General features: G+C 46.8%; 19 protein-coding genes. 9 read left to right on the forward strand and 10 right to left on the reverse strand.

What is annotated here, in order from left to right; translation table 11 throughout:
- On the forward strand, nucleotides 1-272 hold a 272-nt coding region (locus A4R26_RS09200; RefSeq protein ID WP_081163490.1), incomplete at its 5' end, for a hypothetical protein.
- 175 nt (nucleotides 273-447) lie between these two features.
- Here the strand turns inward: A4R26_RS09200 and A4R26_RS09205 are convergent.
- The 4 genes from A4R26_RS09205 to A4R26_RS09220 all read right to left on the reverse strand — a co-directional run bounded on the left by A4R26_RS09205 (nucleotide 448) and on the right by A4R26_RS09220 (nucleotide 4,254).
- A complete protein-coding gene (locus tag A4R26_RS09205; RefSeq protein WP_081163491.1) occupies nucleotides 448-1,749 on the reverse strand; it encodes a radical SAM family protein in 1,302 nt (433 codons plus the stop codon).
- Between the two features lie 176 nt (nucleotides 1,750-1,925).
- On the reverse strand, nucleotides 1,926-2,528 hold the full coding sequence (locus A4R26_RS09210; RefSeq protein ID WP_133054605.1) for a hypothetical protein: 603 nt from the start codon (nucleotides 2,526-2,528) through the stop codon (nucleotides 1,926-1,928).
- A 284-nt stretch (nucleotides 2,529-2,812) separates the two neighbouring features.
- Nucleotides 2,813-3,286 (reverse strand): hypothetical protein, encoded by a 474-nt coding sequence (locus tag A4R26_RS09215; protein WP_081163493.1) that lies wholly within the window; start codon nucleotides 3,284-3,286, stop codon nucleotides 2,813-2,815.
- Nucleotides 3,283-4,254: a cytochrome P460 family protein gene (locus A4R26_RS09220; protein WP_081163494.1), complete on the reverse strand. Its 972-nt coding sequence runs from the start codon at nucleotides 4,252-4,254 to the stop codon at nucleotides 3,283-3,285. The genes A4R26_RS09215 and A4R26_RS09220 overlap by 4 nt, the downstream gene beginning before the upstream one ends.
- Before the next feature lie 197 nt (nucleotides 4,255-4,451).
- On the opposite strand from A4R26_RS09220, the gene A4R26_RS09225 reads away from it, so the two are divergent.
- The 4 genes from A4R26_RS09225 to A4R26_RS09240 all read left to right on the forward strand — a co-directional run bounded on the left by A4R26_RS09225 (nucleotide 4,452) and on the right by A4R26_RS09240 (nucleotide 11,472).
- Complete coding sequence (locus A4R26_RS09225; protein ID WP_242674869.1) at nucleotides 4,452-5,576, forward strand: LytTR family transcriptional regulator; 1,125 nt, start codon at nucleotides 4,452-4,454, stop codon at nucleotides 5,574-5,576.
- Between the two features lie 252 nt (nucleotides 5,577-5,828).
- Nucleotides 5,829-9,038 carry a golvesin C-terminal-like domain-containing protein gene (locus tag A4R26_RS09230; RefSeq protein WP_081163496.1) on the forward strand — a complete coding sequence of 1,070 codons (3,210 nt, stop codon included), beginning with the start codon at nucleotides 5,829-5,831 and terminating at the stop codon, nucleotides 9,036-9,038.
- 86 nt (nucleotides 9,039-9,124) lie between these two features.
- The gene (locus A4R26_RS09235) at nucleotides 9,125-9,817 is read left to right on the forward strand and encodes a sulfite oxidase-like oxidoreductase (RefSeq protein WP_081163497.1); all 693 of its coding nucleotides are present in this window, start codon (nucleotides 9,125-9,127) and stop codon (nucleotides 9,815-9,817) included.
- Between the two features lie 266 nt (nucleotides 9,818-10,083).
- The gene (locus tag A4R26_RS09240; protein ID WP_207625720.1) at nucleotides 10,084-11,472 is read left to right on the forward strand and encodes a Gfo/Idh/MocA family protein; all 1,389 of its coding nucleotides are present in this window, start codon (nucleotides 10,084-10,086) and stop codon (nucleotides 11,470-11,472) included.
- A 188-nt stretch (nucleotides 11,473-11,660) separates the two neighbouring features.
- On the opposite strand, the gene A4R26_RS09245 is transcribed toward A4R26_RS09240, so the two are convergent.
- Together A4R26_RS09245 and A4R26_RS09250 are read right to left on the reverse strand one after the other, a co-directional pair.
- Nucleotides 11,661-14,606 carry a DUF4982 domain-containing protein gene (locus A4R26_RS09245; protein ID WP_081163633.1) on the reverse strand — a complete coding sequence of 982 codons (2,946 nt, stop codon included), beginning with the start codon at nucleotides 14,604-14,606 and terminating at the stop codon, nucleotides 11,661-11,663.
- 55 nt (nucleotides 14,607-14,661) lie between these two features.
- Nucleotides 14,662-15,915 carry a glucuronyl esterase domain-containing protein gene (locus tag A4R26_RS09250; RefSeq protein WP_081163634.1) on the reverse strand — a complete coding sequence of 418 codons (1,254 nt, stop codon included), beginning with the start codon at nucleotides 15,913-15,915 and terminating at the stop codon, nucleotides 14,662-14,664.
- A 143-nt stretch (nucleotides 15,916-16,058) separates the two neighbouring features.
- On the opposite strand from A4R26_RS09250, the gene A4R26_RS09255 reads away from it, so the two are divergent.
- Nucleotides 16,059-16,781 (forward strand): YqjF family protein, encoded by a 723-nt coding sequence (locus A4R26_RS09255; protein WP_081163499.1) that lies wholly within the window; start codon nucleotides 16,059-16,061, stop codon nucleotides 16,779-16,781.
- A 245-nt stretch (nucleotides 16,782-17,026) separates the two neighbouring features.
- Here A4R26_RS09255 and A4R26_RS09260 read toward each other — a convergent pair whose 3' ends face one another.
- Nucleotides 17,027-17,533 (reverse strand): HEAT-like fold family protein, encoded by a 507-nt coding sequence (locus A4R26_RS09260; RefSeq protein ID WP_081163500.1) that lies wholly within the window; start codon nucleotides 17,531-17,533, stop codon nucleotides 17,027-17,029.
- 54 nt (nucleotides 17,534-17,587) lie between these two features.
- Here A4R26_RS09260 and A4R26_RS09265 point away from each other — a divergent pair, with 54 nt between their 5' ends.
- Entirely contained in the window at nucleotides 17,588-18,493 is a 906-nt protein-coding gene (locus A4R26_RS09265) for an SAM hydrolase/SAM-dependent halogenase family protein (protein WP_081163501.1), read from the forward strand.
- A gap of 765 nt (nucleotides 18,494-19,258) precedes the next feature.
- Here the strand turns inward: A4R26_RS09265 and A4R26_RS09270 are convergent.
- On the reverse strand, nucleotides 19,259-19,450 hold the full coding sequence (locus A4R26_RS09270; RefSeq protein WP_081163502.1) for a hypothetical protein: 192 nt from the start codon (nucleotides 19,448-19,450) through the stop codon (nucleotides 19,259-19,261).
- A gap of 128 nt (nucleotides 19,451-19,578) precedes the next feature.
- Between A4R26_RS09270 and glk the strand changes: the two genes are divergently transcribed.
- Nucleotides 19,579-20,619 (forward strand): glucokinase, encoded by a 1,041-nt coding sequence (glk, locus tag A4R26_RS09275; RefSeq protein WP_081163503.1) that lies wholly within the window; start codon nucleotides 19,579-19,581, stop codon nucleotides 20,617-20,619.
- Between the two features lie 72 nt (nucleotides 20,620-20,691).
- On the opposite strand, the gene A4R26_RS09280 is transcribed toward glk, so the two are convergent.
- A complete protein-coding gene (locus A4R26_RS09280; RefSeq protein ID WP_081163504.1) occupies nucleotides 20,692-20,892 on the reverse strand; it encodes a hypothetical protein in 201 nt (66 codons plus the stop codon).
- Between the two features lie 403 nt (nucleotides 20,893-21,295).
- Here A4R26_RS09280 and A4R26_RS09285 point away from each other — a divergent pair, with 403 nt between their 5' ends.
- Nucleotides 21,296-23,131, forward strand: a complete 1,836-nt coding sequence (locus A4R26_RS09285; RefSeq protein WP_081163505.1) for an ABC transporter ATP-binding protein — start codon at nucleotides 21,296-21,298, stop codon at nucleotides 23,129-23,131.
- 104 nt (nucleotides 23,132-23,235) lie between these two features.
- Here A4R26_RS09285 and A4R26_RS09290 read toward each other — a convergent pair whose 3' ends face one another.
- The gene (locus A4R26_RS09290; protein ID WP_081163506.1) at nucleotides 23,236-23,418 is read right to left on the reverse strand and encodes a GNAT family N-acetyltransferase; all 183 of its coding nucleotides are present in this window, start codon (nucleotides 23,416-23,418) and stop codon (nucleotides 23,236-23,238) included.
- Nucleotides 23,419-23,456 lie beyond the last annotated feature (38 nt).

Consider the following 23,456-nt stretch of genomic DNA (forward strand, 5'->3'; position numbering starts at 1 on the left):
TGGAAAACCAACCGGTGTTCGAACTGAACCTCGCAAACAACGAAGAAGACGAGTATACCGTAACTTTCCGCGATGAATTCGGTAACGTACTATATAGCGATAAATTCAAAGGCGCCGGCTTAACCAAAAAATTCATGTTGAAATCTGATGATTTCGGTGATACAGCCCTGAACGTAACGGTAAAATCTAAGAAAGGCAACACTACTGAAGTGTATTCGATCAACAGAAGCCACAGCTATGTTGAACAAACACAAGTGAACAAGATCAAATAATTCGCAGTTCAGTCAACTATCATAGAGTGTTTTATAAGAGCGTCGTACCGTTATAAACCGGGACGGCGCTTTTTTATTGGGGAATGGTCAATGGTGAATAGCTCGCGATTTTCGGGATTTCAGAACCATGGAAACTCCGCATTGCGAAACTTCATTGACCATTGACCATTCACCATCAATGCGCGAAATCTTCTTCGTAATTTCCCGTAATACGTTCCATCGACGGGTTGAAGTAACCGAATTTCACCTGTGGAAATTCTTCATGGATCAGTTCCTGCAATTGTTTTACGCCCAGCATGTCGCCGGTTTCATAGGCGCCGATCCTGCCCATATACCAGTCGGGATCGATATTGAAATTACGCCACTGGATCATGTTCAGCCCGGTATCGATGATCAGCTTCCGCAATGCCTCGTATTCTTCCTCACAGTCTGTCATACCCGGAAATACAAAATAGTTGATGCTCGTCCACCCGTTAAAACTGCGCACCACTTTCAGACTTTCCACAATATCTTCAAACTGGTAGTTATTGGGGCGGTAATATGCTTCGTAAATATGTTTGCGGGCCGAGTTCATGCTCACGCGAATAGAGTTCAGTCCTGCTTCACACAAGGCTTGTACCGCGGCGGGTTTTGAACCGTTGGTATTGATATTGATGCTTCCCTTACTGGTATGCCTGCGCATTTCAATGATCGACTCGCGAATGGTTTCCCACATCAGCAGCGGTTCGCCTTCGCAACCCTGGCCAAAACTCACAATGGGGTAGGGCGCGGTTTCGAGGTGCGGAACGGTAAACTCCACGATCTCTTCGGCTGTAGGTTTGAAAGTGAGGCGGTCCTGCGTTGAAACGATCTCTTCTTCCTGGGGTTGAAATGATATACAGCCGATACAATTGGCATTACAGGCCGGCGATGAAGGCACCGGGCACTCCCAGCGGCCCATGAAATAGTTGCGGGCGGCCGGACAATTATACGTGAGACAGCAATTTTCGGCGAGGTGTTTTACCAGCCGGTTATGCGGATATGCTTTCAGGTAGGTGCTTACGCCCGATTCAATTTTTTCGGTATCGAAACCAGCGCATTCCTGGCGAATGTCCTGCTCAATGCGAACTGCCGGAACATAGAACTGGTCGTTATGCCAGCCAACAGCGGTATAACAGAACAGTGGCAGGGTAGGCGCATCAGGCGCGGTTTCGTAGGCGGCCAGAAATAAACCGGTGTGTGCAGGCGGAATAAAAGCGGCCACCGCCCAGCCTTTATCGCACAGACGCATTTCACCGGTGTTTACATCGATACCGATGCCCCGGCGGCCAGGTAATTCGTACAAAGAACCACCTTCGGGTAAAGCGATCCAATCCTCAACCGGCACTTCAAAAGCATCCCAACCGGCGCGGCCGGTGGCATACAGCGTCATATCTTCAAAAATGTTCCCTTTCCCGTCGGAATACAACAAATACGGAGAGCTCCTCAATACAGACATCTTTACTCTTTTTTTGCTAAACGCTTAACGCTCAATGCAAAACGCCTATTCTGGAACAAGCGTTCAGCTTTTGGCGTCCGGTGCTAAGCCTGATTTATTTGCTAAAAGCTTAACGCCGAAGGCTTAACGTAAACTCCTTTTTGGGGTGTTAAGCGTTCAGCGTTTTGCGTTCAGCTTTAAGCTTGTTTCAAATAATGTCTGCAAAATTCGTGAATTTGATCGAGTTCTTCGAATTGAAGATTGTTCCGCAGGTCAAAATGATATGATTTTTCGCCGGAAGCTGCAATTGTTATGCAATCATATTGAGCCTCAATACGATCTACGTTCGCCCAGATAAGAAAATAACTGTCGGGCAGGGCAGGGATGGTAATGCCGGTATGATGCAGCGCCACATATTCGGTGGTAAGCATTCTTTTCTCGCAGCGGAACAGATAAGCGTATGCCAGCGCCACCAGGATATGACCAACACCTGTATACCACTCACTGCTCAAACAGCAGGCAGTTCCGATCCCGAGAAAAAAAATGATCTCTACCAGGCGGAAGAACAGGTTTACCATTGGCAGTTCGGCGGCGATATTTTTTCCGGCAACGACAAGAATAAAGATGTCGACCGCCATAAATAATAAACAACCCAGGTAAACCGGACTGCTATGCGGTTGGTTGAGGTGCGACAAGGCATGAACAAGGATTAAACCACCGGCGGCCAGATGCAAAAAACGTCCGGCACGTTTCAGTTTCTGAAACGCCGGATGAACGACAGGCAGGGCTAGTGAATCCATATAACAGTAGTTTGTATGTAGATGCATCGGGAGGAAGATTCCATACTGTTGAATAGAAATTTCCTGTAACGGAAGGGAAAAAACATTTGATAATTTATTTTCATATGCATCAAAAGGAGATATAATAAATGCACCAGACAGCATAGAGCAAAGAATACCTGCAGCTTACCGGTAGTGTTTAATTGTGCATTTTGTTCGATTCTACTTTTTTACATTGTTTGATGACTAAAGTAGACGGATGATACCAGTTATGTTCTCATAAAAATTGTAAAGCATCGGTTTTCTCAGGGACTTACAGCCATTTTTTGTCCTAAAATAAAAGCGACTCTCTCCACTTTATTGAGGGGGGCGTACTCCTGATGTGCATCGCCGTGAAAAAGTGTATATCGAGGTGGGTTATCCGCAGAAAATTCAATCCGTTCTATGGTTTTTATGATTTTTGGAATGTTGGCTCCAAACCATTGTTCATCGGTTTGCAGTTGCCAGGCCACCTCATAAAGTACTGCTCCGGCCGGATAATGGCCATCAGCATTTGCAGCAGCATAATTGTAAGCCAAATCATTTCCATACAATACAGCTATTGTGCTGTCTTTGGGATATATTGAGCTCGTTATCGCGTTAAGGAGTAATGGATTTTCAGGTAAAGCACCGGGATTTTGCAACGAAGCCTCTTCGTTTAACCCTAATGTCTTTTTGGAGTGACATGCGCCGCTCAAAAAAACTAATGCGAGGCAGAAGACGTATACAGTATGTCTCATTTTTTATTGTTATTTGGTAAGTGACCCATTAAATACAGGGGTTTGGTAAAGACATAATCATTGTCTTTCATTGGTTTGTGGCAAGAGGTACATTCAGTAATAAAAGCTGCGGTTCCTCCGTAAGGCTTCAGGTCACTGCCCCGCCACCGTGCCCAGCCCCAGCCTTTGGTAGAAGCATATTTACGAGAATCCCTGATCATAAATTCTACCTGCCAAAATTGACCTGTCGAGATGCTTCCGTCTGCATTTGCCTGTTCTTTCCAGGCGGCTTTGGCTAAAATAGCGCCATCTGGCCAGGGGTTGATTTTACGCTCCTTAATTGCTTTAACCGCTACATCATTGGCATAAATTATCCGCATGGTACCGTTATCAAAGCGGTCTGAAATACTGACCGCTTTCCATTTCCGGTAATCCGGAATATATTCAATGCCATTGGGTGAAGGTTGCACCGCTTGTTTGGAAAGAGCCATTTTACCACTGATAAAATTCGAAAATTGCTGATTGACATTACTGATCTGTGCGCTTTCGGCAGATTTACGGGGAGTTCGGGTAAGCAGGAAATTTTTTAGTGTTTGGATGGCGTTATCCGTCAATTTCGCATCCGGATGCACAGCATTATAGGAAGCTAAAGGCATTTCTCCTTCCAAAATTTTATTCAGCGAATAGTAAAGTATGCCATTCTGTGCCTGGGGGGTCAATGAATCCCATTTTGAAAAATCCAATGCTTTACGACCTTTCAACACGTGGTCATAAACCAGGTAATTTGCCGGTGTCAATTTATCATACCATCGCAAATTGATTTGTGTGGAATGGCAATTGAAACAAGAATTACGAATAATGCTATTGACCTCCCCGGGGAGCCCGGCCAGGTCATTGACCGGTGCATATTCTGGTTCTTCCGGACCGAAAAATTGTAATAGTCCCAAGACAGTAGCAAGAATGACGATGACTAGGCCTGCTTTTTTCATAATGCGCTTACGATTTGTTTCTTCGACACAAAACTATTGATAAGCAAAGAGTTGTCTAGCGTATCACCTGGTAAAAGGGAGAAAATAAAAATTAAAAAGGAAAAAAGAAGGGGTGAAAGGGAATTGTGATTTGTAGTAAAACAACTCAAAAAGCATCGAAAGTTAAAAGTTTTCATACCTGCCTTAAAAAACTAATTTTGCTCACCGAATTAGACAGGATGAAGAAAACAAAACTTTATATCCTCACTTTTGCCGCAATAAGTTTGGTGACGATATTGGCAGGTTTGGGAGCGCTGCGATATTATTATTCCAATGCCCGGGAAACCCTTTGGGCTCATAAAACGCAATCCGGGCAAAGAGAAATTCGTGAATTAGGCATATTGCTCGAACAGCAACTCAGGGCCGGTATTCCTTCTGCCGATGCAATTGAACACCTGCAGCAAAGCATTCTCAATACAGATGTGCAGAGTGAATTTGTATGCATGTACAATACCGACGGAATAGAACTGTGCCATCCCGATCCTGCATTAGTGGGAACGAAAATAGTTGCAGGTAATTCCCGCTTTACAGATTCCGCCAGCTCGAAGAATTTTGACGAGATACTCAGGAATGGTAAACAGGCCTCTGGTATCCGAACATTTCCCGGGTCGGTAAGTCGCAGTTCAGAAATTGTAAGTGTCTTTCCTGTAAAGGGCACAAACTGGATGCTGGCCAGCCACGCAAATCTGGCAGTTTTACAGCTTCAGATGGACTATCTATATCAAAAATTTATGTTCGGTACCCTGCTCCTTGTCGTTGTGATTTCCGGTAGTTGCTTTTGGCTTATCAGGCTTATATACCGTAAATACGAACGGGACATGAATTTGCAGATTGCCGGGCTCAATGAAGAGATCAATGAACTGAGTATGTTTAATCGTTCATTGGAACTAAAACAGCAAAACGCTGTAGCTGATACAAATAAAACCATACCAAGCGGAGAAACCACGAGGAGACGCATAATCACCTATCAAAAAGATGAGATCAATACTATTGATGTGGGAGATATTTCGTATATCTTTCTCGCAGACAATATTGTTTCGGTTCAGACATTTCAAAAACAGATGTACACCATAAATAACAGCCTGGACGATTTGATGAAACAGTTGGACAATGACACATTTTACCGGGCCAACCGCCAATACATTGTCAATATCAACGCCATTGAAACCATATTGGTATATGGACAAAATCAATTGCAGCTAAATACAAGACCCAAAAGCCCCGAACCTGTTATCATCAGTAAAAACAAAGTTTCAGAGTTCAAAAAATGGTTAGACCGGTAAACGGGATAGTGAGTTAGTTAAAGCGTTTGGTTTTGATCAACGTATTATGAATGGCGCTTTTAAAGGGCCCTCCTCAAAATCAATGCGCAGACCGTAACCAGATTTGATGCCAGTTACAGGGGTTCCCTTATCAATTTGTTAACCCGTCAACATTTCAACTTTCCCTAATGCGTGTTTCTGCGCTATAGATTTTTTACCTCGCAATCATTTTTTCAGTAGGTTTATTTCTCACACCAAATACCAACCAACCTAATGAGAAAATTCTACCTGCTCCTGCTTTGCATGCTCAGCAGCGCATCTATTTCATTTGCGCAAAATGATACCAGCATTGTAACCCATCTGAACCAGCTCATCAGTCAGGAACCGTCTATTCATTTACGGGTCGACAGTGTTATAAAACGCAACGGCGACCTGCATGTTTTCTTCAATACCGATGCCGCATTTGCACCCGGCGACATCTCCGAAACCGAATCGGAAGTGGTGACCGAGCTCCTGCTGCACCTGATCACCGATACCGACAGCCGAAACGTCTTACCGTTCGCAAAAGACAAAACAAACGGCGAATGGAGAACGCTTGACTGGTTCGTGCTTTCGGCCCCCATAGAAAAATATGAACCGGTAAAGAATAACGATCCCTATCCCGATAAGCCCGGGGCCGCCGGAACGGAAGGAGCGCGCATTTTTCCCGGCCAGGGCCAACCCGCAGGCCCAGGTGCATTGAGCGGAAAAACTGTTTGGTTAAGTGCGGGCCATGGCTGGCAGAATACCGGCACCGGGCTGGGTTTTCTTACCCAGCGGGGCAATTCAAACCAGTTGGTAGAAGATTTCACCACCGCAGAAACGGTCGATCACTATTTGCTGAACTATCTTATCAATGCCGGGGCCAATGTATGGAGTGTACGCGAACGTGATATGAACCCGGCGGAGATCATCGTGAACAACGACGACGGCGCACCGGCCTATACTGAAACCGGTACCTGGAGCGATGGCACCATCGCCGGTTATGGCGGCACCTATCGTACCCATGTTGCCGGCGCTGCGGAAAAAGCAAAAGCTGTTTTTAGACCTGCCGTTACCACCAGCGGGCTGTACTGGGTTTCCGTCAGGTATATCAGCGGCGTCAATCGCGCCACAGACGTCAAATACGCCGTTACCCACGCCGGCGGCGCCACCACATTCACCGTTAACCAGGAAATACATGGCGATACCTGGGTATACCTGGGACAATTTTATTTTTTCGCGGGCGGCAATTATACAATCACCATCAGCAACCAGTCGGCCGACAGCACCCAGGCCATTGTTGCCGATGCCATTCGCCTTGGGGGTGGTATTGGGCAAACACCCGACTGCCTTAACGGCGGCACAGCCAGCGGCAGACCGCGGTTCGAAGAATCGGCGCGGCAGTTCGCCCGCTTCCAGGGACATCCGCCCTGCCGGGAAGATGTAACGGTTCGCCCCATATATACCGAATGGGAATTGAGCAAAGGCCTCGCCGGTGAAATAAGCAATGCCGTTTTTGTTTCCTTTCATACCAACGCCGGCGGCGGTACCGGTACCGAAAGTTACCGGTATAACGGACTGGGTTCCTCGCAACCGAACATAACGGCAGGCAGCACGCAGTTGCGCGACAGCATCCACCGCCAGTTGGTGGCCGATATTCGCGCCGGCTGGCGCAGTACCTGGACCGACAGGGGAGTTAAAACGGCTAACCTTGGCGAATTGAGGGAGTTGCGCACCATTCCCGGAACGCTGATAGAATTAGGTTTTCACGATCATACCGGCGATGCGGCCGCTATGCGGGAACCGGAATTCCGCCGCCTTGCAGCCCGCGCCATTTATAAAGGCATTCTGAAATTCTTTACGTACCGCGACAGCATTCCCGTTACCTTTTTACCCGAAGAACCGCGGCTGCTGGCTGCACGCAATACCGGTTACGGAAAGATCCGCCTGAGCTGGGCGCCGCCGGTAAGCGGTGGCATTTATGGCGATGCCGCTACCGGTTATCGCGTATATGTAAGCGATAACGGCCGCGGTTTTACCGATGCGGTTAATGTAACCGATACCAGCTTTCTCTTCAAAGCCAAACCCAATAAAACGTACTTCTTCAAAGTAACTGCCGTAAATGCCGGCGGTGAATCATTTGCTTCCGGCGTAGTGGCGGCACGTACGGCCAGGCATTCAATGTCGCACAAACATAAACCGGTGAAATACCTGCTTGTCGATGGGTTCGACCGGCTCGATGCATCGGCCATGCTGTTGAAGTTTGAAAGCAGCGCCCTTGGCAATGTACGCCGCATGGTATTGAACAGCATGAACAATTACAGTTATATGGTAGAACATGGCAACGGACTTGCCGCCTGCGATGTGGCATTCGATGGGGTGCAAAATGAAGTGATCGGTTCCTGTACCATTGACCTGTCGGCATATTTCGCCATCGACTGGTTTGCAGGTGAAGAAAGCACGGCAGGCAAATCGCTCGATTCAACCGAAAGATCACAATTGAAAAAATACCTCGATCGTGGCGGCCGCCTGCTGATCTCGGGCGCCGAAATAGGGTGGGACCTTGGCCGGGCGGCATCCGCCAATGCAGACACCGGTTTTTACAACGATTACTTAAAAGCAGTATACGTAAGCGATGGCGCTGGTACTTATAACTTTAATGGCACTACCGGTTTTTTTAATGGAGGAACCGGCTCGTATGGCAATGGGGTGAACGGGGCGTACAATGTAGATTTTCCCGATGTGCTCGATACCACCGGCGGTTCTGAACTGGTTTTGCATTATACTGGCGGCACAGGTGCAGGTATTGGTTACAAAGGCCGGTTCAGGGTACTGTATTTTGGTTTTCCGATTGAAGCAATAGTTGATGAAAACGTACGTAACAGTATTATTTGTCAGTCTGTTGACTATTTATCGAACCCCTACCGGCATTGTGGTTTCGTATTACATGGCCATCATGGCCGCCACGGCAATCATTTGCAATGGACAACCGGCCCCGAAACCAATACCGCCTATTACCGGCTGGAAAAAAGCAGGGATGGAAAACATTTTGAAACGGTAAATGGCCGCATCGATCCCATGGGCTCGGCATCGGAAGGATATGAATATGAGTTTGACGACAGCGATGATAACAGCACGGTTTATTATCGCGTGGTAACGATCGATAAGAACAATAAGCAAATAGTGTCGAACCTCGCTATTATTCAGCACGACAAACCCGCCCAGTTGTTTGTACTGAACAATCCGGCGCGCGGCGATATCCGGTTGAAAATAATTGGCAGCGGCGCGTTTAAATTAACGTTGATGAATGAGACCGGGCAAACGGTTTACCAAACCACTGTAAATGCATTCAACAGCCGCCTGGTGACGTTGCCCGCCGCCCGGCTGGCAAAAGGAATGTACTGGCTATCTGCCGCTGTTGATGGCCGGAAGGTGGAAACGGTTAAAATTTTGATGCAATAGGTAACAGGCTGGTGGTTAGTGCGAAATGGCTGGTGGGAATATTTTAGATTTTTGCAGTAACGAGCATATGCTGTAAATTCATAACAATGGAACAAAATGATAAACTCAGCAGAATAGTAGAGGCCCGCATGAAACTGAAGAACCGGTTCGGGGAAAAAATAAAACAAACCCCATCCGTGGCCGATGAACGCCCCATGGGAAAAGGCAAACCCAACCGGCATGGCATGCCTGAAATACCGGTGGGACAAACGGAAACCCGCAAATGGCCGGTGCTCGATCTGGGTATTCAACCCGAGATCCCCCTCGCAGAATGGCAACTGATCATCGATGGCGAAGTAGAACACCCGGTTACCCTGAACTGGGATGATTTTATGGCGCTGCCGCAAACAGAAGACACGTCCGATTTTCATTGTGTTACCACCTGGTCGAAATTGAATATGAACTGGAAAGGGGTGCGCCTGCTCGACCTGGCGGCCCTGGTTCAGCCCAAAGAAACTGCCACTCATATCCTTTGTTACGGGTACGATGATTATACCACCAATGTATCGCTTGAAGAAGCGTTGAAACCCGATGTGTTACTGGTGCATACATACGAAGGAGCGCCGTTACCGCCCGAACACGGCGGCCCGGTTCGCATGATAACGCCGCAGCTCTATGCCTGGAAAGGCAGTAAATGGATAAACAGAATAAAATTCCTGAAAGAAAATGTGTTGGGTTTTTGGGAAGAAAGGGGATATTCGAATACTGCATATCCGTGGAGGAATGACAGGTATAGCTGAAAGGAAATACAGCTGCAGGCTGTAAGCTACATGCGAATACAGGCGAAAGTCCGAAGCCTAAAGTCGAAAGGGAATACTGCTTAAAAGCGAGGCGTTGAGGCATAAAGGCAACGAGGCAACGAGGAATACAGCTTAAAAGCAAGGCGTTGAGGCATAAAGGCAACGAGGCAACGAGGAATACAGCATACCGGCTAAAACTGAAAGCGAGACTTGAAAATAGTCGCGAGACCCGAATTAAATGAACCATAAACAATAAACAATAAACCGTGAATAGAAGAAGTGTTTTAAAACAACTCAGTCTAAGCGTAGGAGCTACGGTATTAGGCTCAAAAACAATGGCCCGGCTTACCAATGACACGATCGAGTATGAAATTCCGGAAAACCCGTTGTACAAAAAGCTCGACAAACCCGTTACCGCCATTACCCTTGGCGCAGGTAACCGCGGTAATGTGTACGGCAATTTCGCCCTCAAATTTCCCAACCTGTTGAAGATCGTTGGCGTTGCCGAACCCGTTGCCCTTCGTAACGAACGCTATGCCACCAAACACCAGGTCGACGACAAAAACCGTTTCGATACCTGGGAGCGAGTTTTTGAACGCCCCAAATTCGCAGACGCCATCATCATCACCACGCCCGATGCATTGCATTATGCGCCCTGTATGAAAGCGCTGCAAATGGGTTACGATATTTTGCTTGAAAAACCCATTGCCCCCACTGAAAAAGAATGCCGCGATATTCTGGCCCTCGCCAAAAAGACGGGCCGCATTGTAGCCGTATGCCACGTATTGCGTTATGCACCCTATTTTGTAAAAATGAAAGAACTGCTGGCAAAGAACACCATCGGCAATATTATCAGCATCCAACACCTGGAGCCCATAGAACACCTGCACATGGCGCATTCTTACGTTCGCGGCAACTGGCATAACTCAAAAAAGACCACACCTATCATCCTGGCCAAATCGTGCCATGATCTCGATATCATAAAATGGATCATCAACCAACCGGCGAAACAAATTTCAGCCATGGGCGATCTGAAATGGTTTAGAAAAGAAAATGCACCGGAAGGCAGCACCGCACGTTGTACCGATGGCTGCAAAGTAGAACGCAGTTGTCCATACTCGGCCATCAATGCTTATTACGACAAACGGCTTCGCCTGTCGGTGTTCGATCTGCCTGAAGACAAGGCCAAACACCCTGAGGCCATCATGGAGAAATTAAAGACAACCGATTACGGCCGTTGCGTGTACCGGATGGACAATGACCAGCCCGATCATTACATTACCAACATCCGGTTTGGTGATAATATCACGGCCAGTTTTTCAATGGAAGCATTCACCTCCTATGCCGGCCGCCGTACCCGCGTAATGGGTTCGCACGGCGATATGGTAGGGGATATGACCGAACTGGTTGTCACCGATTTTCTTACCGAAAAACAAACCAAACTGGTTCCCAAGGCCGAAGATGTGGAAGGATACCGCAACAGCGGCCACGGAGGGGGCGACTGGTTGCTGGCGCATGATTTTGTGCAGGCCGTAGCTCAGCAAAATCCCAAACTGCTCACCTCAACTATCGATGAATCTATTGAAAGCCATGTAATGGGCTTCAAGGCTGAAGAAAGCCGGAAAAGCAATAAGGTGGTGTCAATAGTTATGTAGTTGCTGAAGGCTTAACGCTGAACGCTAAAGGCTGAACGCTTGCTCGCGAATTTCAGAAATTGTCAGGTAGACGGCATTCGGCATTTATCGTTCAGTGTTTTTGCTAAAGGTTCTATACCCCTGCTTTATGCGTTTTGTTTTGAACCTCAAAATTGCGGCATTAGCCTTCAGCTTTTAGCCATGGGCCTTCAGCGGTCTTCGTATATTTCAGCTTCAATTATGCTCAGCGTTCCCTTTGCTTTTGAATCGTCGCGCACCACGCCATCATCGAGCTTTTTGCCCGATACTTCAACCATTGCATTACCACCTTCATCTTTTGTTACAGTGGCCAGTTGAATTTTTACTTTTCTGCCTTTTTGCGCTTTGCAGAAAATGGTATAATAACCAAGCGTTGGCTTTGTTGTTCCGGAGAAAATTTCTTTGCCGTCAACCGAAATGATCAGCGGATAAGCGCGGCTTCTGAAGTTGTTTAACTTGAACGTTACTTCGCTAATGGTAGCTTCGCGCTCCAGCTCATATTCTATCCAGGCCGTGCCCAGGTTGCCATCGTTCACCCAATCGCTCAGTTCATTATCATCGTAACTGGCAAAAGCGCTGTCGCTATGGGCGCCGGCGGTCGCTTTTGTAATGGCAACGGGCGTGCGTGTAATAGTATAAGAAGGTGTTAACGGGGTTGGGCCTCTTTCAAGCCTCGATGGTAACGAAGCCGATGGCAGCATGGTTGATAATCCATCTTTTTCAATAAACGGGGTAGAAGTAAGCGTTATAACAGCCGGCTGCAATCCATCGGCGGCAGCCTTAATGGTTATTTTCCCCGTGGTGGTGGTTGACCGCACCAGTACGCGGTTCACGCCATTTTCAACAGGCAGGCTTTTCGCAAGAATATAATTACCGGGCCCCTGCGCCATACCGCCGCGCCATTCTGCCGGGCCATCCAAAGTAAAATTGATCATGTTCAATGCGGTTGGGCACCGGTTGCCTTTTGCATCTATCACTTCCACTTCAACAAGCGACAGGTCGTGCCCGTTTGCTATAAAGGAAGTAGGCCGCGCAACATTGGTCAACCGGAGTGCAACGGGTTCGCCCACGGTATTGATCTGTGTTGTGCAAAGCTGTTTTCCTTTTTCATCGAAGCCAATGGCGGTAATAGTTCCCGGTTGCCAGGTTACATCTTTGAATGTGAACAGGAAGCCATCGCTTTTCTGCCCATAACCCAGCGATTTATTATTTACCCGTAATTCAACTTTCGCCGCCGATGAAATAACGTAGATATCTTTTTTTACACCGGTTGCGTAGTTCCAATGGCCTATGATGTGCACGCGGTATTTTTCGGGGTTCACCCAACCATCCCACATTACCTGGTGCGCATAGAAGTTTTGCTTTTTGATGCGCATTGCATCCACTTCACCGCTGCGGCGATAATTTTCAGCGCCGCGATGGTGGGTATTGGTTTCAGAAAATACAATATTCACCCCGCCTGCACTTACGCGTTTGCCGGTACCGGGCCGTTCATTCCAGAATTCATACCAGCGTTTTACATTTTCAATGGCATGCGATTCCATATTGCGGTTGTATACTGCTGCGTTTTGCCCGTTGTGCAGCGGCCCGTCGCCATCTTTGTGATAGGGTGGGGTATAGTCGTCCCAAAACTTACGTGCGCCCTCATCGCGTGAATATTCCATGGCCCACATGGGAATGTGCGCGCTTTTGTTCGTGTACAACATTTCACCGCCATATTCGGCCACCTTGCTGTCGAGCATTTCACGCGAACCGATGGCCCTTCCCCCATGCGGATCATACTGATCGCGGATGGCTTTCATTTCCTGCATATGTTCTTCGCTGATAGACTCATTGCCCGATTCGTAAAATATGATGCTGGGATTATTCCTGTTGTAAATGATCGCGTCGCGCATAGCTGCTTTGCGCTGCTCCCACCGAACGCCGGTCACGTCTTTTTCGGCATCGCCCGCCGGCATGCTTTGCAGCAGGCCAACGCGATCGCAGCTTTCGATGTCCTGTTTCCATGGGGTAATGTGCATCCAGCGAACGAGATTGCCATTGCTTTCGACCATTAAATGATTGCTGTAATCACTGAGCCAGGCCGGAACGCTCATGCCGATGGCCGGCCATTCGTTGCTGGTACGCTGCGCATAGCCATGTACCATCATCACCCGGTCGTTCAGGTAGATCATCCCGTTTTTAAATTCCGTTTTCCGGAAACCGGTTCTGGTGCTTACCATATCAACCGGTTTGCCATTCACTTTTACCGTGGTTTGCACAGTATATAAATATCCATAACCCCAGCTCCAGAAGTTAAGGTTATTTACCATTGAAGCGGCTTTTACGATCTTCACTTCGCCCGGCGCCAGCGTTGTTTTATCGCCGGCAAATGTTTTTACCGGTTTGCCCTGCAGGTTATTGATGGTTACTTCAAACTGTATTGCCTGTGGCGTATTGTCTTCATTCTTTACTTCCGCTTCGGCATGAATGGTGGCAGTGCGGCCTTTTATATTGAACTGATCGGCGTAAACATATACGCCCGTTGTGCCCAAGGTTGTATATAAGGGAAGCGTTTGATATACCCTGTTGGTTATATGCAGGAAAACGTTCTTACAAATGCCGCCATAATTGGCGTTGAAGTTTTTGTCTTCCCACTGGTATTTTGTTTTGGTGGCGCGTTCATGGTAATCCCAGCTGTTATCGATGCGAACAGCCAGCACATTTTCGCCGTCATAATTAACAAGACCGGAAAGATCGAAACCAAAAGCGGTAACGCCATTCTCATGCAGCCCGATGTATTTTCCATTTAAATAAAAATCACCGGCCTGCCTGATGCCTTCAAACTCTACAAATACTTTTTTTCCTTTGGCGGTGGCAGGCAGTCTGAAATGTTTACGGTACCAGGCAATACCGGTAGTGAGGTCGCGGATATCTTTTTTAAACGCATCGTCTTCGTTCCAGGCCCGGGGCAGGGTCACTGTTTTCCACGAGGCATCATTGAAAGCGGTTTCCTTTGCGGTGGAATCGTCGCCCACAAACACTTTCCAGTTGCTGTTGAAGTTATAGGTTGATCGTTGGGCATGGGTAGGCAGACAAGCTATGGCAAGTAAGATCGTTAATGTTCTTTTCAGCATGCTCAAATTTATACCCGGGGGGTGTTGGAACTGTCCTGTTACATCCTGAAACGGGTTATTTCCCAAACTCCCTGGAAGCAAACTCCAGGTATTGTTGCCAGTCATATACCGTAACCGCATGCCGTCCCGTTCTGAGATGATAGCGAACGGTTTCTCCAACGGGCTGGTTGGGTTCAGGCATTTTATCTGTTTCAATACCTTGTTTGCCGAATAAGGCATAGACTTTACCGGCTTCGAAGGCGCTTAAAAATTCTCCTTTCGGATCGCTCCATTTATCGTCTTCCGCACTTGCCACATACAGCGGACGCGGCGCTATCAACGACAGCAGCATATGCGCATCGACCGGCAGGGTGTTTACGCTATCGCCATAGGTCCTATACTTCGCCCCAAACCAGTGCGGGAAATTGTTGTTGATGATCTTCACCGTTTCGCCATACCATCTTCTTGAAATGGCAGCGCCGCCTTCGCCCGATTCGTTTGAAATAACCAATGCAATGCGTTGATCGGAAGCGCCTGCCCACAGGGCAGCCTTGCCAAGGCGTGAATGGCCTATCAAAGCAATTTTACGGGCATCGACGGCTTTATCCTGTTGCAGGTAGTCGACGATGCGGCTCAACCCCCAGGCCCAGGCGCCCATAGCGCCCCATTCATTGGGTTGAATATTCAGAATATCCTTCATGGTGGTGCGGATGCCTGTCTGGTAACCGGTAACGGTATCGGTTTCCCAATCGCCGCAGTAGGCGGTGGCCAGCGCAAAGCCTTTTTGAAGCAGGGTATGCAGTTGCCAGCTGGCGGTATCGGCGCCCCGCGACGCTTCCGTGGCACGGTTATTTACCCCGCCTTTTGCTCTTGATGACACCCATCTTGTTGAAAGCGCAATATGCTTATCGGTAGAAACTGTATGGTTGCCGCTAAAGTTCAGTGCTATAAATACCGGCGGCTTTTTTACATTATTCGGGATATATAACAATACATCTGCATAAACGGTGCTGTCTGAAGGGTGCAACCAGATGCGCACCTGTTTTCGCGTGGCAATTCCATCCAATGCATTTCTATCAGACTCCATAACGCGGAAGCGAATGGCGGTTTTGGTTGCCGGGAACCGGCCAAACTGGTTTTCTTCAAATAAACGGTATATATAAGGGCGTTGCTTTAGCTGCCACTCCCTGCTGTTTGTCACCCGTTTACCATCGGGCATTTTCAGTACATCGGGCAGGGTATATGGCTGCACTTTCGATTCGTCTGTATTGCTTTGTGCAAGGCACTGGCAGGCGATAAAGGAAAACAGGAAGGCAAGGGCAATCTTCATATTACGAGACAGGTTGATAGGTAGATAAGTAAATTGGTTAACAGGCGAACCCGCGTTCTGCATTCAGCGTTTTGCGTTAAGCATTCTGCGTTAAGCGTAAGCGTTCTGCGTTCTGCGTAATTTAATTAATTTTGCCTCATCAAATGAAACAAAAGAAGTTCCTTACTGCCCAATGGCTCCGGCTCATCATGGCCAACTATGAAATTGACCCGGAAAAGTTGAGACCGTTTGTTCCTGCCCACACCGAACCGGATACCTTCAACAACCGCACTTATGTAAGCCTTGTTGGCTTTTTGTTTTATGATACCCGGGTTATGGGTATTCGTTTTCCCTTTCATGTTACTTTCCCTGAAGTGAACCTGCGTTTTTATGTGCGGTACAAAGAAAACGGGGAAATTAAAAGGGGGGTGGTGTTTATAAAGGAGATTGTGCCCAAACAGGCCATTACGTTTATTGCCAATACGCTGTTTAAAGAAAGGTATGTGACCCTGCCGATGAAGACCTTTGTTCATACTACGGAAAAAGAGCAGCATGTTGGTTATTCCTGGAAGTATAAAAATCACTGGAACAAGCTGGAGGTTAAAACGGGTTTGGAAAAATTTCCCATTCAACCCGGCAGTGAGGAGGAATTCATCACTGAACACTACTGGGGTTATACCGCGGTCAATGCAGCAAGTTGCGGCGAATACCAGGTGGCACATCCGGGCTGGGATATTTACCCGGTTGAAGAGTTTACGATCGATTGCGATTTTGAGCAGTTATATGGAAAAGCGTTTGCGGAATTGAAAGACAAAAAGCCGGCATCGGTGTTTCTGGCGGAAGGGTCGGAGATCTGTGTGTATCCGAAGAGGATAAAATACAGCTGAAAGCGGGAATATAGCTGTAAGCCGTAAGCTGTAAGCCGCAAGCAAATACAGGAATACAACTGAAGACAAAAGCCAAAAGCGAATACAGCTGCAAGCTGCAAGCCGTAAGCTGTAAGCAAATACAGGAATACAACTGAAGACAAAAGCCCAAAGCGAATACAGAATACAGCCGTAAGCCGTAAGCCGCAAGCAAAGCGAATACCGAACTGACCAACTGAATAACTGAACAACTGAATAACTATGAACTATGAACTAAGTATTCGCCTCGCCCGCATCTTAAACGCCGGACTTTCATGCTCCCACCTTTCTTCAATGATCAACTTTAGCTCGGGCCTGATATCGGGGTAAAGAGCGCACAGGTTTTCGAGAATGGTAAGCGAAGAGGCTTTTATAGCCGGGGCCGTATCCACACTGGCAATAAATTCGAAACAGGTATTCATTATCATCCCGTGATACCGCCTGGGTATGGCAACAAACTGCAGCAGGCGCACTATATTTCGCACAACGGCGCCATGCACGCCCGGCTTTTGCAACAACGGCACTATCTGTTTATAATAAGGGGCAATGAGGGCCGGGTGCTTCTCCACACAAATACTCATGGGCCAGGCCGCCCGCTGGGTAACCCGGTACCCGCCGTTCAGGAATAACTGCATCAGTTCGGCAAACCGTTCTTTATCGCCGCCCACATACCTGACTATCTTTTCACACTGTGCTTTTGAATGCTCCTTTTCGATCGCTTTTAATAAATCCATATAAATTTGAAAATTAGCCAAACTACAATTTAAACCAGACTCCATTTTCAAAAAATGAAAAAGATCTACGTAATAGCAGCATGCATAATCTTTATCGCCGCCGGGTGTACCCGTAGCAAAGGCACCGTTGTTTTTCAAACCGATTTTGGGGTAAAGGATGGCGCGGTGAGCGCCATGAAGGGGGTAGCCACCGGGGTTGACCCCGACCTGAAATTGTTCGACCTCACTCATGAGATCCCCGCCTATAATATCTGGGAGGCAGCCTACCGGCTTGAACAAACGGCGCCGTACTGGCCGGCCGGGACTGTTTTTGTATCGGTGGTTGACCCCGGCGTTGGCACGGAACGGAAATCGGTAGTGCTGAAGACCAAAACAGGGCATTACTTTGTTACGCCTGATAATGGCACGCTTACTCTGATCTCTCAATCTCTTGGCATTGAATCGGTACGCGAAATTGACGAGGAATTAAATAGAAGGAAAAACTCGCAGGCTTCCTATACCTTTCATGGCCGCGATGTATATGCCTATACCGGGGCGCGACTGGCAGCGGGAGTGATCGGCTTTGAACAGGTGGGCAGGGAATTGCCATCGAAAGTAGTGACCATTCCATACCAGAAAGCTGTGGTTCAGGGCGATTCGATCATGGGCAACATACCCATTTTAGACGTGCAATATGGCAACGTTTGGACCAATATTAACGATTCGATTTTCAAAGTGTTACACGTGGAACCTAAAGCAAAAGTTGAGGTATTTATAAACAGAAATGGCACCCCGGTGTTTCACCAGGATGTTGAATTTGTGCATACTTTCGGCGAGGTGCCGGAAGGCAGGATGTTGGCTTATATGAACAGCCTTATGAATTTTTCGCTGGCCATCAACATGGGCAATATGGCCGATTCTTTTCATATTAACAGCGGACCGGAGTGGAATATTGTAGTTCGAAAGAAAAAACCAAATTAATTTTTACACATTTTTCCACAAACAGTGGATAACCAAAGAGATAGGGTAGAAAGTTTTTTAAGGGATTCTACGATGAAACCAATATACAGGTAATGATTACCATGAACGTTGATTACCAAATCAAAACAAAGACTAAATACATTTTAAGATCAAATAATGTCACGTTTTGAGTTCTAAATCTACGCTTATTTGATACAAAACATACGTAGTAAAGGCCCATCGGGGCCTTTTACCTTTAGTTTAATTGTAGAAAAGTTATTAAAGACATTGACAAATAGATCATTACTGAATTTATGTAACATTCGGAAGTGGAGTTTGAAGGTTATTAGATAGGGATTTACAGTCGCTACCTTTATCTGAGCTGACACTGGTTATTGAACAAGCTCTTTTATAGTTTGTAGCGGTACGATTTAACGTGGAAACACCTCATTTTTACTTTAAAACGATACGCTGCAAACTTTTAAGATCCCATATATAGTTGGAAACAGTACGCCATAAAACAATTAGCACCCCATATTTAGCTACAAACTCCCCCTAAAACATATAAACACCCCATTTACTCATTAAAATGGTACGTTTTAAACTTTTACTGCCCATTTTAGCGTAAAAACGGTACGCCAAAAACTATCAGTACCGCGCCAAAACTCCTGGAGGCCCGTTAAGAACTATTAACAGCACGCCAAAAACTCATAGCGCCCTGTTTATACCTATTACTGATACGCTCCAAACGCTTAACCCCCTTTTTCAGCCACAAAACACCAACCGCTATTTCGAAATGCCGGTGCATAACACCTTCTCGATCAGCAAGTTCATCGAATTACGCTCGATCCCACCGGGCAATGAGGCCTCAATCTCCGGGTCACCATATACAATATTGGAACCGGCGCCGTTATGCGCAAAGGCGGTTGCGGGAGCGCTGGCGTAAAATTTCCTGTATTTACTCCGGTAAAAGGTCATAACGGCCCTTGCGAACCCCGACTAAATCGAGGCAAACTCTGTCAACCCGTTAACTTGTCAACTTACGATCATATCCTTATTATTGCAAAAGGAAGGAATTATACACGTAAAAATCAGAACCATTAATTATGAGTATAAAAAATCTGTATATCCCACGACGTTCAAAACCCGGAGAAAAAGGGATAACGGTGCTTGCCGGCGATATAGGGGGAACCAAAACCAACCTGGCGATATACCACGCTACAGAAAACGGGTTGAAGGTATTGCAAACCGGAAAATATGCCTCAGCGGAATACGATTCATGCGTTGCCATTTTGCAGCAATTTTTAACAGACACGAACAGTCCCCGGCCCGACAGGATCTGCCTCGGTGTTGCAGGCCCGGTATTGAATGGAAAAGTAAACCTTACCAACCTGAGCTGGGACATCGACATCAATGTAGTGAAAAATGCAATGGGGGTAGAAGCGGTGTTCCTGCTGAACGATCTTGAATCGATGGCGTACGGCCTGGCAGGTTTATCGGAAGAAGATTTCATTACCATTCATAAAGGCAATGAGAACAGCACCGGCAATATGGCCATCAATGCACCGGGCACTGGTTTGGGCCAGGCAGGTTTATACTGGAATGGCCATAACCATTTTCCCTTCCCAACGGAAGGCGGCCATGCAGATTTTGCACCACGTACCGATGTGGATTTTGCATTGTTGAAATTCCTGCAAAAAGAATATGGTGTTGTAAGCTGGGAAAAAGTAGTGGCAGGACCGGCCATAACAGATATCTATCGATTTTTACGCGATGAGCAGCATATGGAAGAGCCAGCCTGGCTGAAAGATGCGCTGGAACAATCGAATCTCGATTCGGCGGTGATCAGTGGCGCAGCCATAGATAAAAAATCGGCGATCTGTGTAGAGACCATGGCGCTGTTTGTAAGATACCTGGCGCGTGAATCATGCAACCTGGTATTGAAAATGAAAGCAACCGGTGGTTTGTTCCTCGGTGGCGGCATTCCGCCAAAGATCGCACCTTTGTTATTACAGAAGGAATTTATGGAACACTTTATGGATTGCGATCGCATGCAACACCTGCTGGAGCATATTCCTATAAGAATAATTAAAAATGATAAAACCGGGTTGATAGGCGCAGCAAACTATGGCGCATATTTAATATGATCATCTCCGTTATACGATACTATAAAAATAAAACGTGCCACACTTTCAAGGTGTGGCACGTTTCATATAAATTTAGTTTTGTGATGTAGAAGTAGACACGTTCAATTGCATCGTATCAGGCTTCTTCGTCGTGGTATCTTTTTTCTTTGGCGTAGTATCCTGCTCAATGTAATTACCATTATACACTTCTGCCTGAACCGGATGGTTAGATACTACCATTGTAACTGCGAAAATGCAAAGACCAATGCCTGCCGCTAAAAAGCTTCTTTTCATAACTTTGAGTTTTTAATATGTAAAAAATGTAAATAACTACTCGAGGGGGCGGTCGGTCTACAAAATCAGGTTAAGCAATCGTAGTTTAGAATTGTTAGGATACCAATACTTTAATAAGAATCATGCCAAAAAATTATATTGCATGGAAAGAAGAAAGAAGATTTGTATACTTAACACTTGAAAAATCATAACCTTTGCTTTAATAAAACGCTATTATTTATTGATACTCCAAATGATATATTTCAACAAACAATATTCGTCCCGTCAATCCGTCTACCAATAAAAAATACCTTATCTCCCGTACGAACCGGCTGGTGATTCTATTAATGACCGAAAGAGTTGGCATATTTTATCACTCTTTGCAACATTGATTTATAAACATTAATACTGTTAAAGGCATTTTATGGCTCGAGGCAACAGACAGGATAACGGTACACGTAAACCGGATATGCCTAAAGCAAAACTGACTAAGGAAAATCTGAAAGAAGCCTTCCTTATTTTCAATTATCTTAAACCCTTTCGCCGGACGTTTGTTACCGGTTTACTTTTTATAGCGCTTTCAAGTGGCACTACCATGGCGTTTCCATATTTTTTGAAGAAGCTGATCGATAGTGCGCACTCGCTTAGTTTAGGCAAAGACGCCGTTGCACCCGGCACCATTGCATTATGGATGCTGGGAATTTTAACATTGCAGATGATCTTTTCATTTATGCGGGTTTACCTGTTCACCTATGTAGGCGAGCATGCGCTGTCGGATATGCGAAAAGACGTATACCGAAAAATGATCATGATGCCCATGAATTTCTTTGCACAAAGAAGGGTAGGGGAACTCTCGAGCCGGATCAGCGCCGATCTTTCACAGATCCAGGACGCCGTAACCGGCATGCTGGCAGAAATTTTGCGTGGATTGCTTACCCTTGTCATTGGCATGGTGCTGATATTTGTATTATCACCTGCGCTGGCTACTGTTATGTTATCGGTGGTGCCGGTAATAGTTATCATTGGTGTTGTGTTTGGCAAGCGTATAAGAAAACTCTCACGCAATACCCAGGATCAGCTGGCCGATTCCAATACCATTGTACAGGAAACCCTGCAGGGCATCAGTAACGTAAAATCGTTTACCAATGAGTGGTATGAGATCGGCAGGTATACGCGCAGCCTGCAGCAGGTGGTAAAACTGGCGGTAAGCAATGGCCGGTTCAGGGGCATGTTCGTGTCGTTTATATTATTAAGCATCTTCGGAACTATAATACTGGTTGTATGGTATGGCACTACCCTTGTACAGGCCGGCACGCTTTCCTTTGGCGGACTGACCGCGTTTGTCGTGTATACCGCTTTTGTTGGCGGCAGCATGGCGGGATTTGCCGATCTGTTCAGCCAGTTTCAAAAAACACTGGGCGCTACGCAACGCGTACGGGAAATTCTGCGCGATGAAACGGAACCCGTAGCTGTTACCGATGAACCGGTACAGGAAAAAAATAAACTACAAGGCGCTGTTAGTTTCGAACACGTGGCCTTCAGCTATCCATCCCGTAAGGAGTTGCATATACTAAAAGACGTAAGCATTAATGCCGCGCCGGGCGAACAAATTGCCATCGTAGGCCCCAGCGGCGCCGGCAAATCAACCATAGCCGCCCTGTTATTGCAGTTTTATCATCCCGATGAAGGCAGGTTATTATTCGATGGAAAACCGGCCAACAGCATTCCGCTTTCACAGCTTCGCAAACAAATGGCCCTGGTACCGCAGGATGTGTTGTTGTTTGGCGGAACCATAAATGAAAATATTGCCTATGGTAAACACGATGCCACCCAGGCGGAAATTGAAGAAGCGGCCCGCAAAGCCAATGCGCATGATTTTATCACCGGCTTTCCTGAAGGGTACGAAACAGTGGTGGGGGAGCGGGGTGTTAAATTATCGGGCGGTCAACGCCAGCGCATAGCCATTGCACGCGCCATATTGAAAGACCCGGTTATACTGGTGCTCGATGAAGCTACCAGTTCGCTCGACTCGGCTTCAGAATCGATCGTTCAGGAGGCGCTCGACAACCTGATGAAGAACCGTACCTCCTTTGTGATCGCCCACCGGTTATCGACCATTCGCAATGCCGATAAAATTATCGTTCTCGACAAAGGTCATGTAGTTGAAAGCGGAACCCACCAGGAATTACTGGGTATGGATGATGGGTTATATAAGAGTTTAAATAAACTGCAGTTGGAATTTAAATCTGAAGACATATAAGAGCCAGTTTGTTGTTTGTTGTTTGTGGTTTGTGGTTTGTGGTTCTTCAATTCGGAACTCGCTACCAATGGCAGGCATCATGAAATAGAAAGTACTGTATTCGCTTACAGCTTAAGACTGTATTTCTGTTCAATTACGGGTTTTCCGAAAGAAGAAGAGGGTATTTCTTCAGTAACGACAAACCCATACCGGCGGTATAAGGCTGCAGCGGCGGGCAGTTCGCTGGTTGTCCATAAATAAGATGCCGTATACCCACGTTCCGCCAGGAAGTCCATATACAGGGTCATCAGCTTTTTATCAAGCCCAATGTAAGGTGGTTCTCACG

The sequence above is a fragment of the Niastella populi genome (assembly GCF_002078015.1).
Lineage (GTDB): Bacteria > Bacteroidota > Bacteroidia > Chitinophagales > Chitinophagaceae > Niastella > Niastella populi.

Coding starts and splice junctions, on each gene's coding strand:
- A4R26_RS09205 (WP_081163491.1), bottom strand. CDS start 1,749: ATGTCTGTATTGAGGAGCTCTCCGTATTTGTTGTATTCCGACGGGAAA.
- A4R26_RS09220 (WP_081163494.1), bottom strand. CDS start 4,254: ATGAAAAAAGCAGGCCTAGTCATCGTCATTCTTGCTACTGTCTTGGGA.
- glk (WP_081163503.1), top strand. CDS start 19,579: ATGAGTATAAAAAATCTGTATATCCCACGACGTTCAAAACCCGGAGAA.
- A4R26_RS09270 (WP_081163502.1), bottom strand. CDS start 19,450: ATGACCTTTTACCGGAGTAAATACAGGAAATTTTACGCCAGCGCTCCC.
- A4R26_RS09255 (WP_081163499.1), top strand. CDS start 16,059: ATGAAACAAAAGAAGTTCCTTACTGCCCAATGGCTCCGGCTCATCATG.
- A4R26_RS09285 (WP_081163505.1), top strand. CDS start 21,296: ATGGCTCGAGGCAACAGACAGGATAACGGTACACGTAAACCGGATATG.
- A4R26_RS09265 (WP_081163501.1), top strand. CDS start 17,588: ATGAAAAAGATCTACGTAATAGCAGCATGCATAATCTTTATCGCCGCC.
- A4R26_RS09215 (WP_081163493.1), bottom strand. CDS start 3,286: ATGAGACATACTGTATACGTCTTCTGCCTCGCATTAGTTTTTTTGAGC.
- A4R26_RS09250 (WP_081163634.1), bottom strand. CDS start 15,915: ATGAAGATTGCCCTTGCCTTCCTGTTTTCCTTTATCGCCTGCCAGTGC.
- A4R26_RS09290 (WP_081163506.1), bottom strand. CDS start 23,418: ATGACCCTGTATATGGACTTCCTGGCGGAACGTGGGTATACGGCATCT.
- A4R26_RS09235 (WP_081163497.1), top strand. CDS start 9,125: ATGGAACAAAATGATAAACTCAGCAGAATAGTAGAGGCCCGCATGAAA.
- A4R26_RS09260 (WP_081163500.1), bottom strand. CDS start 17,533: ATGGATTTATTAAAAGCGATCGAAAAGGAGCATTCAAAAGCACAGTGT.
- A4R26_RS09245 (WP_081163633.1), bottom strand. CDS start 14,606: ATGCTGAAAAGAACATTAACGATCTTACTTGCCATAGCTTGTCTGCCT.
- A4R26_RS09210 (WP_133054605.1), bottom strand. CDS start 2,528: ATGGATTCACTAGCCCTGCCTGTCGTTCATCCGGCGTTTCAGAAACTG.
- A4R26_RS09230 (WP_081163496.1), top strand. CDS start 5,829: ATGAGAAAATTCTACCTGCTCCTGCTTTGCATGCTCAGCAGCGCATCT.
- A4R26_RS09280 (WP_081163504.1), bottom strand. CDS start 20,892: ATGAAAAGAAGCTTTTTAGCGGCAGGCATTGGTCTTTGCATTTTCGCA.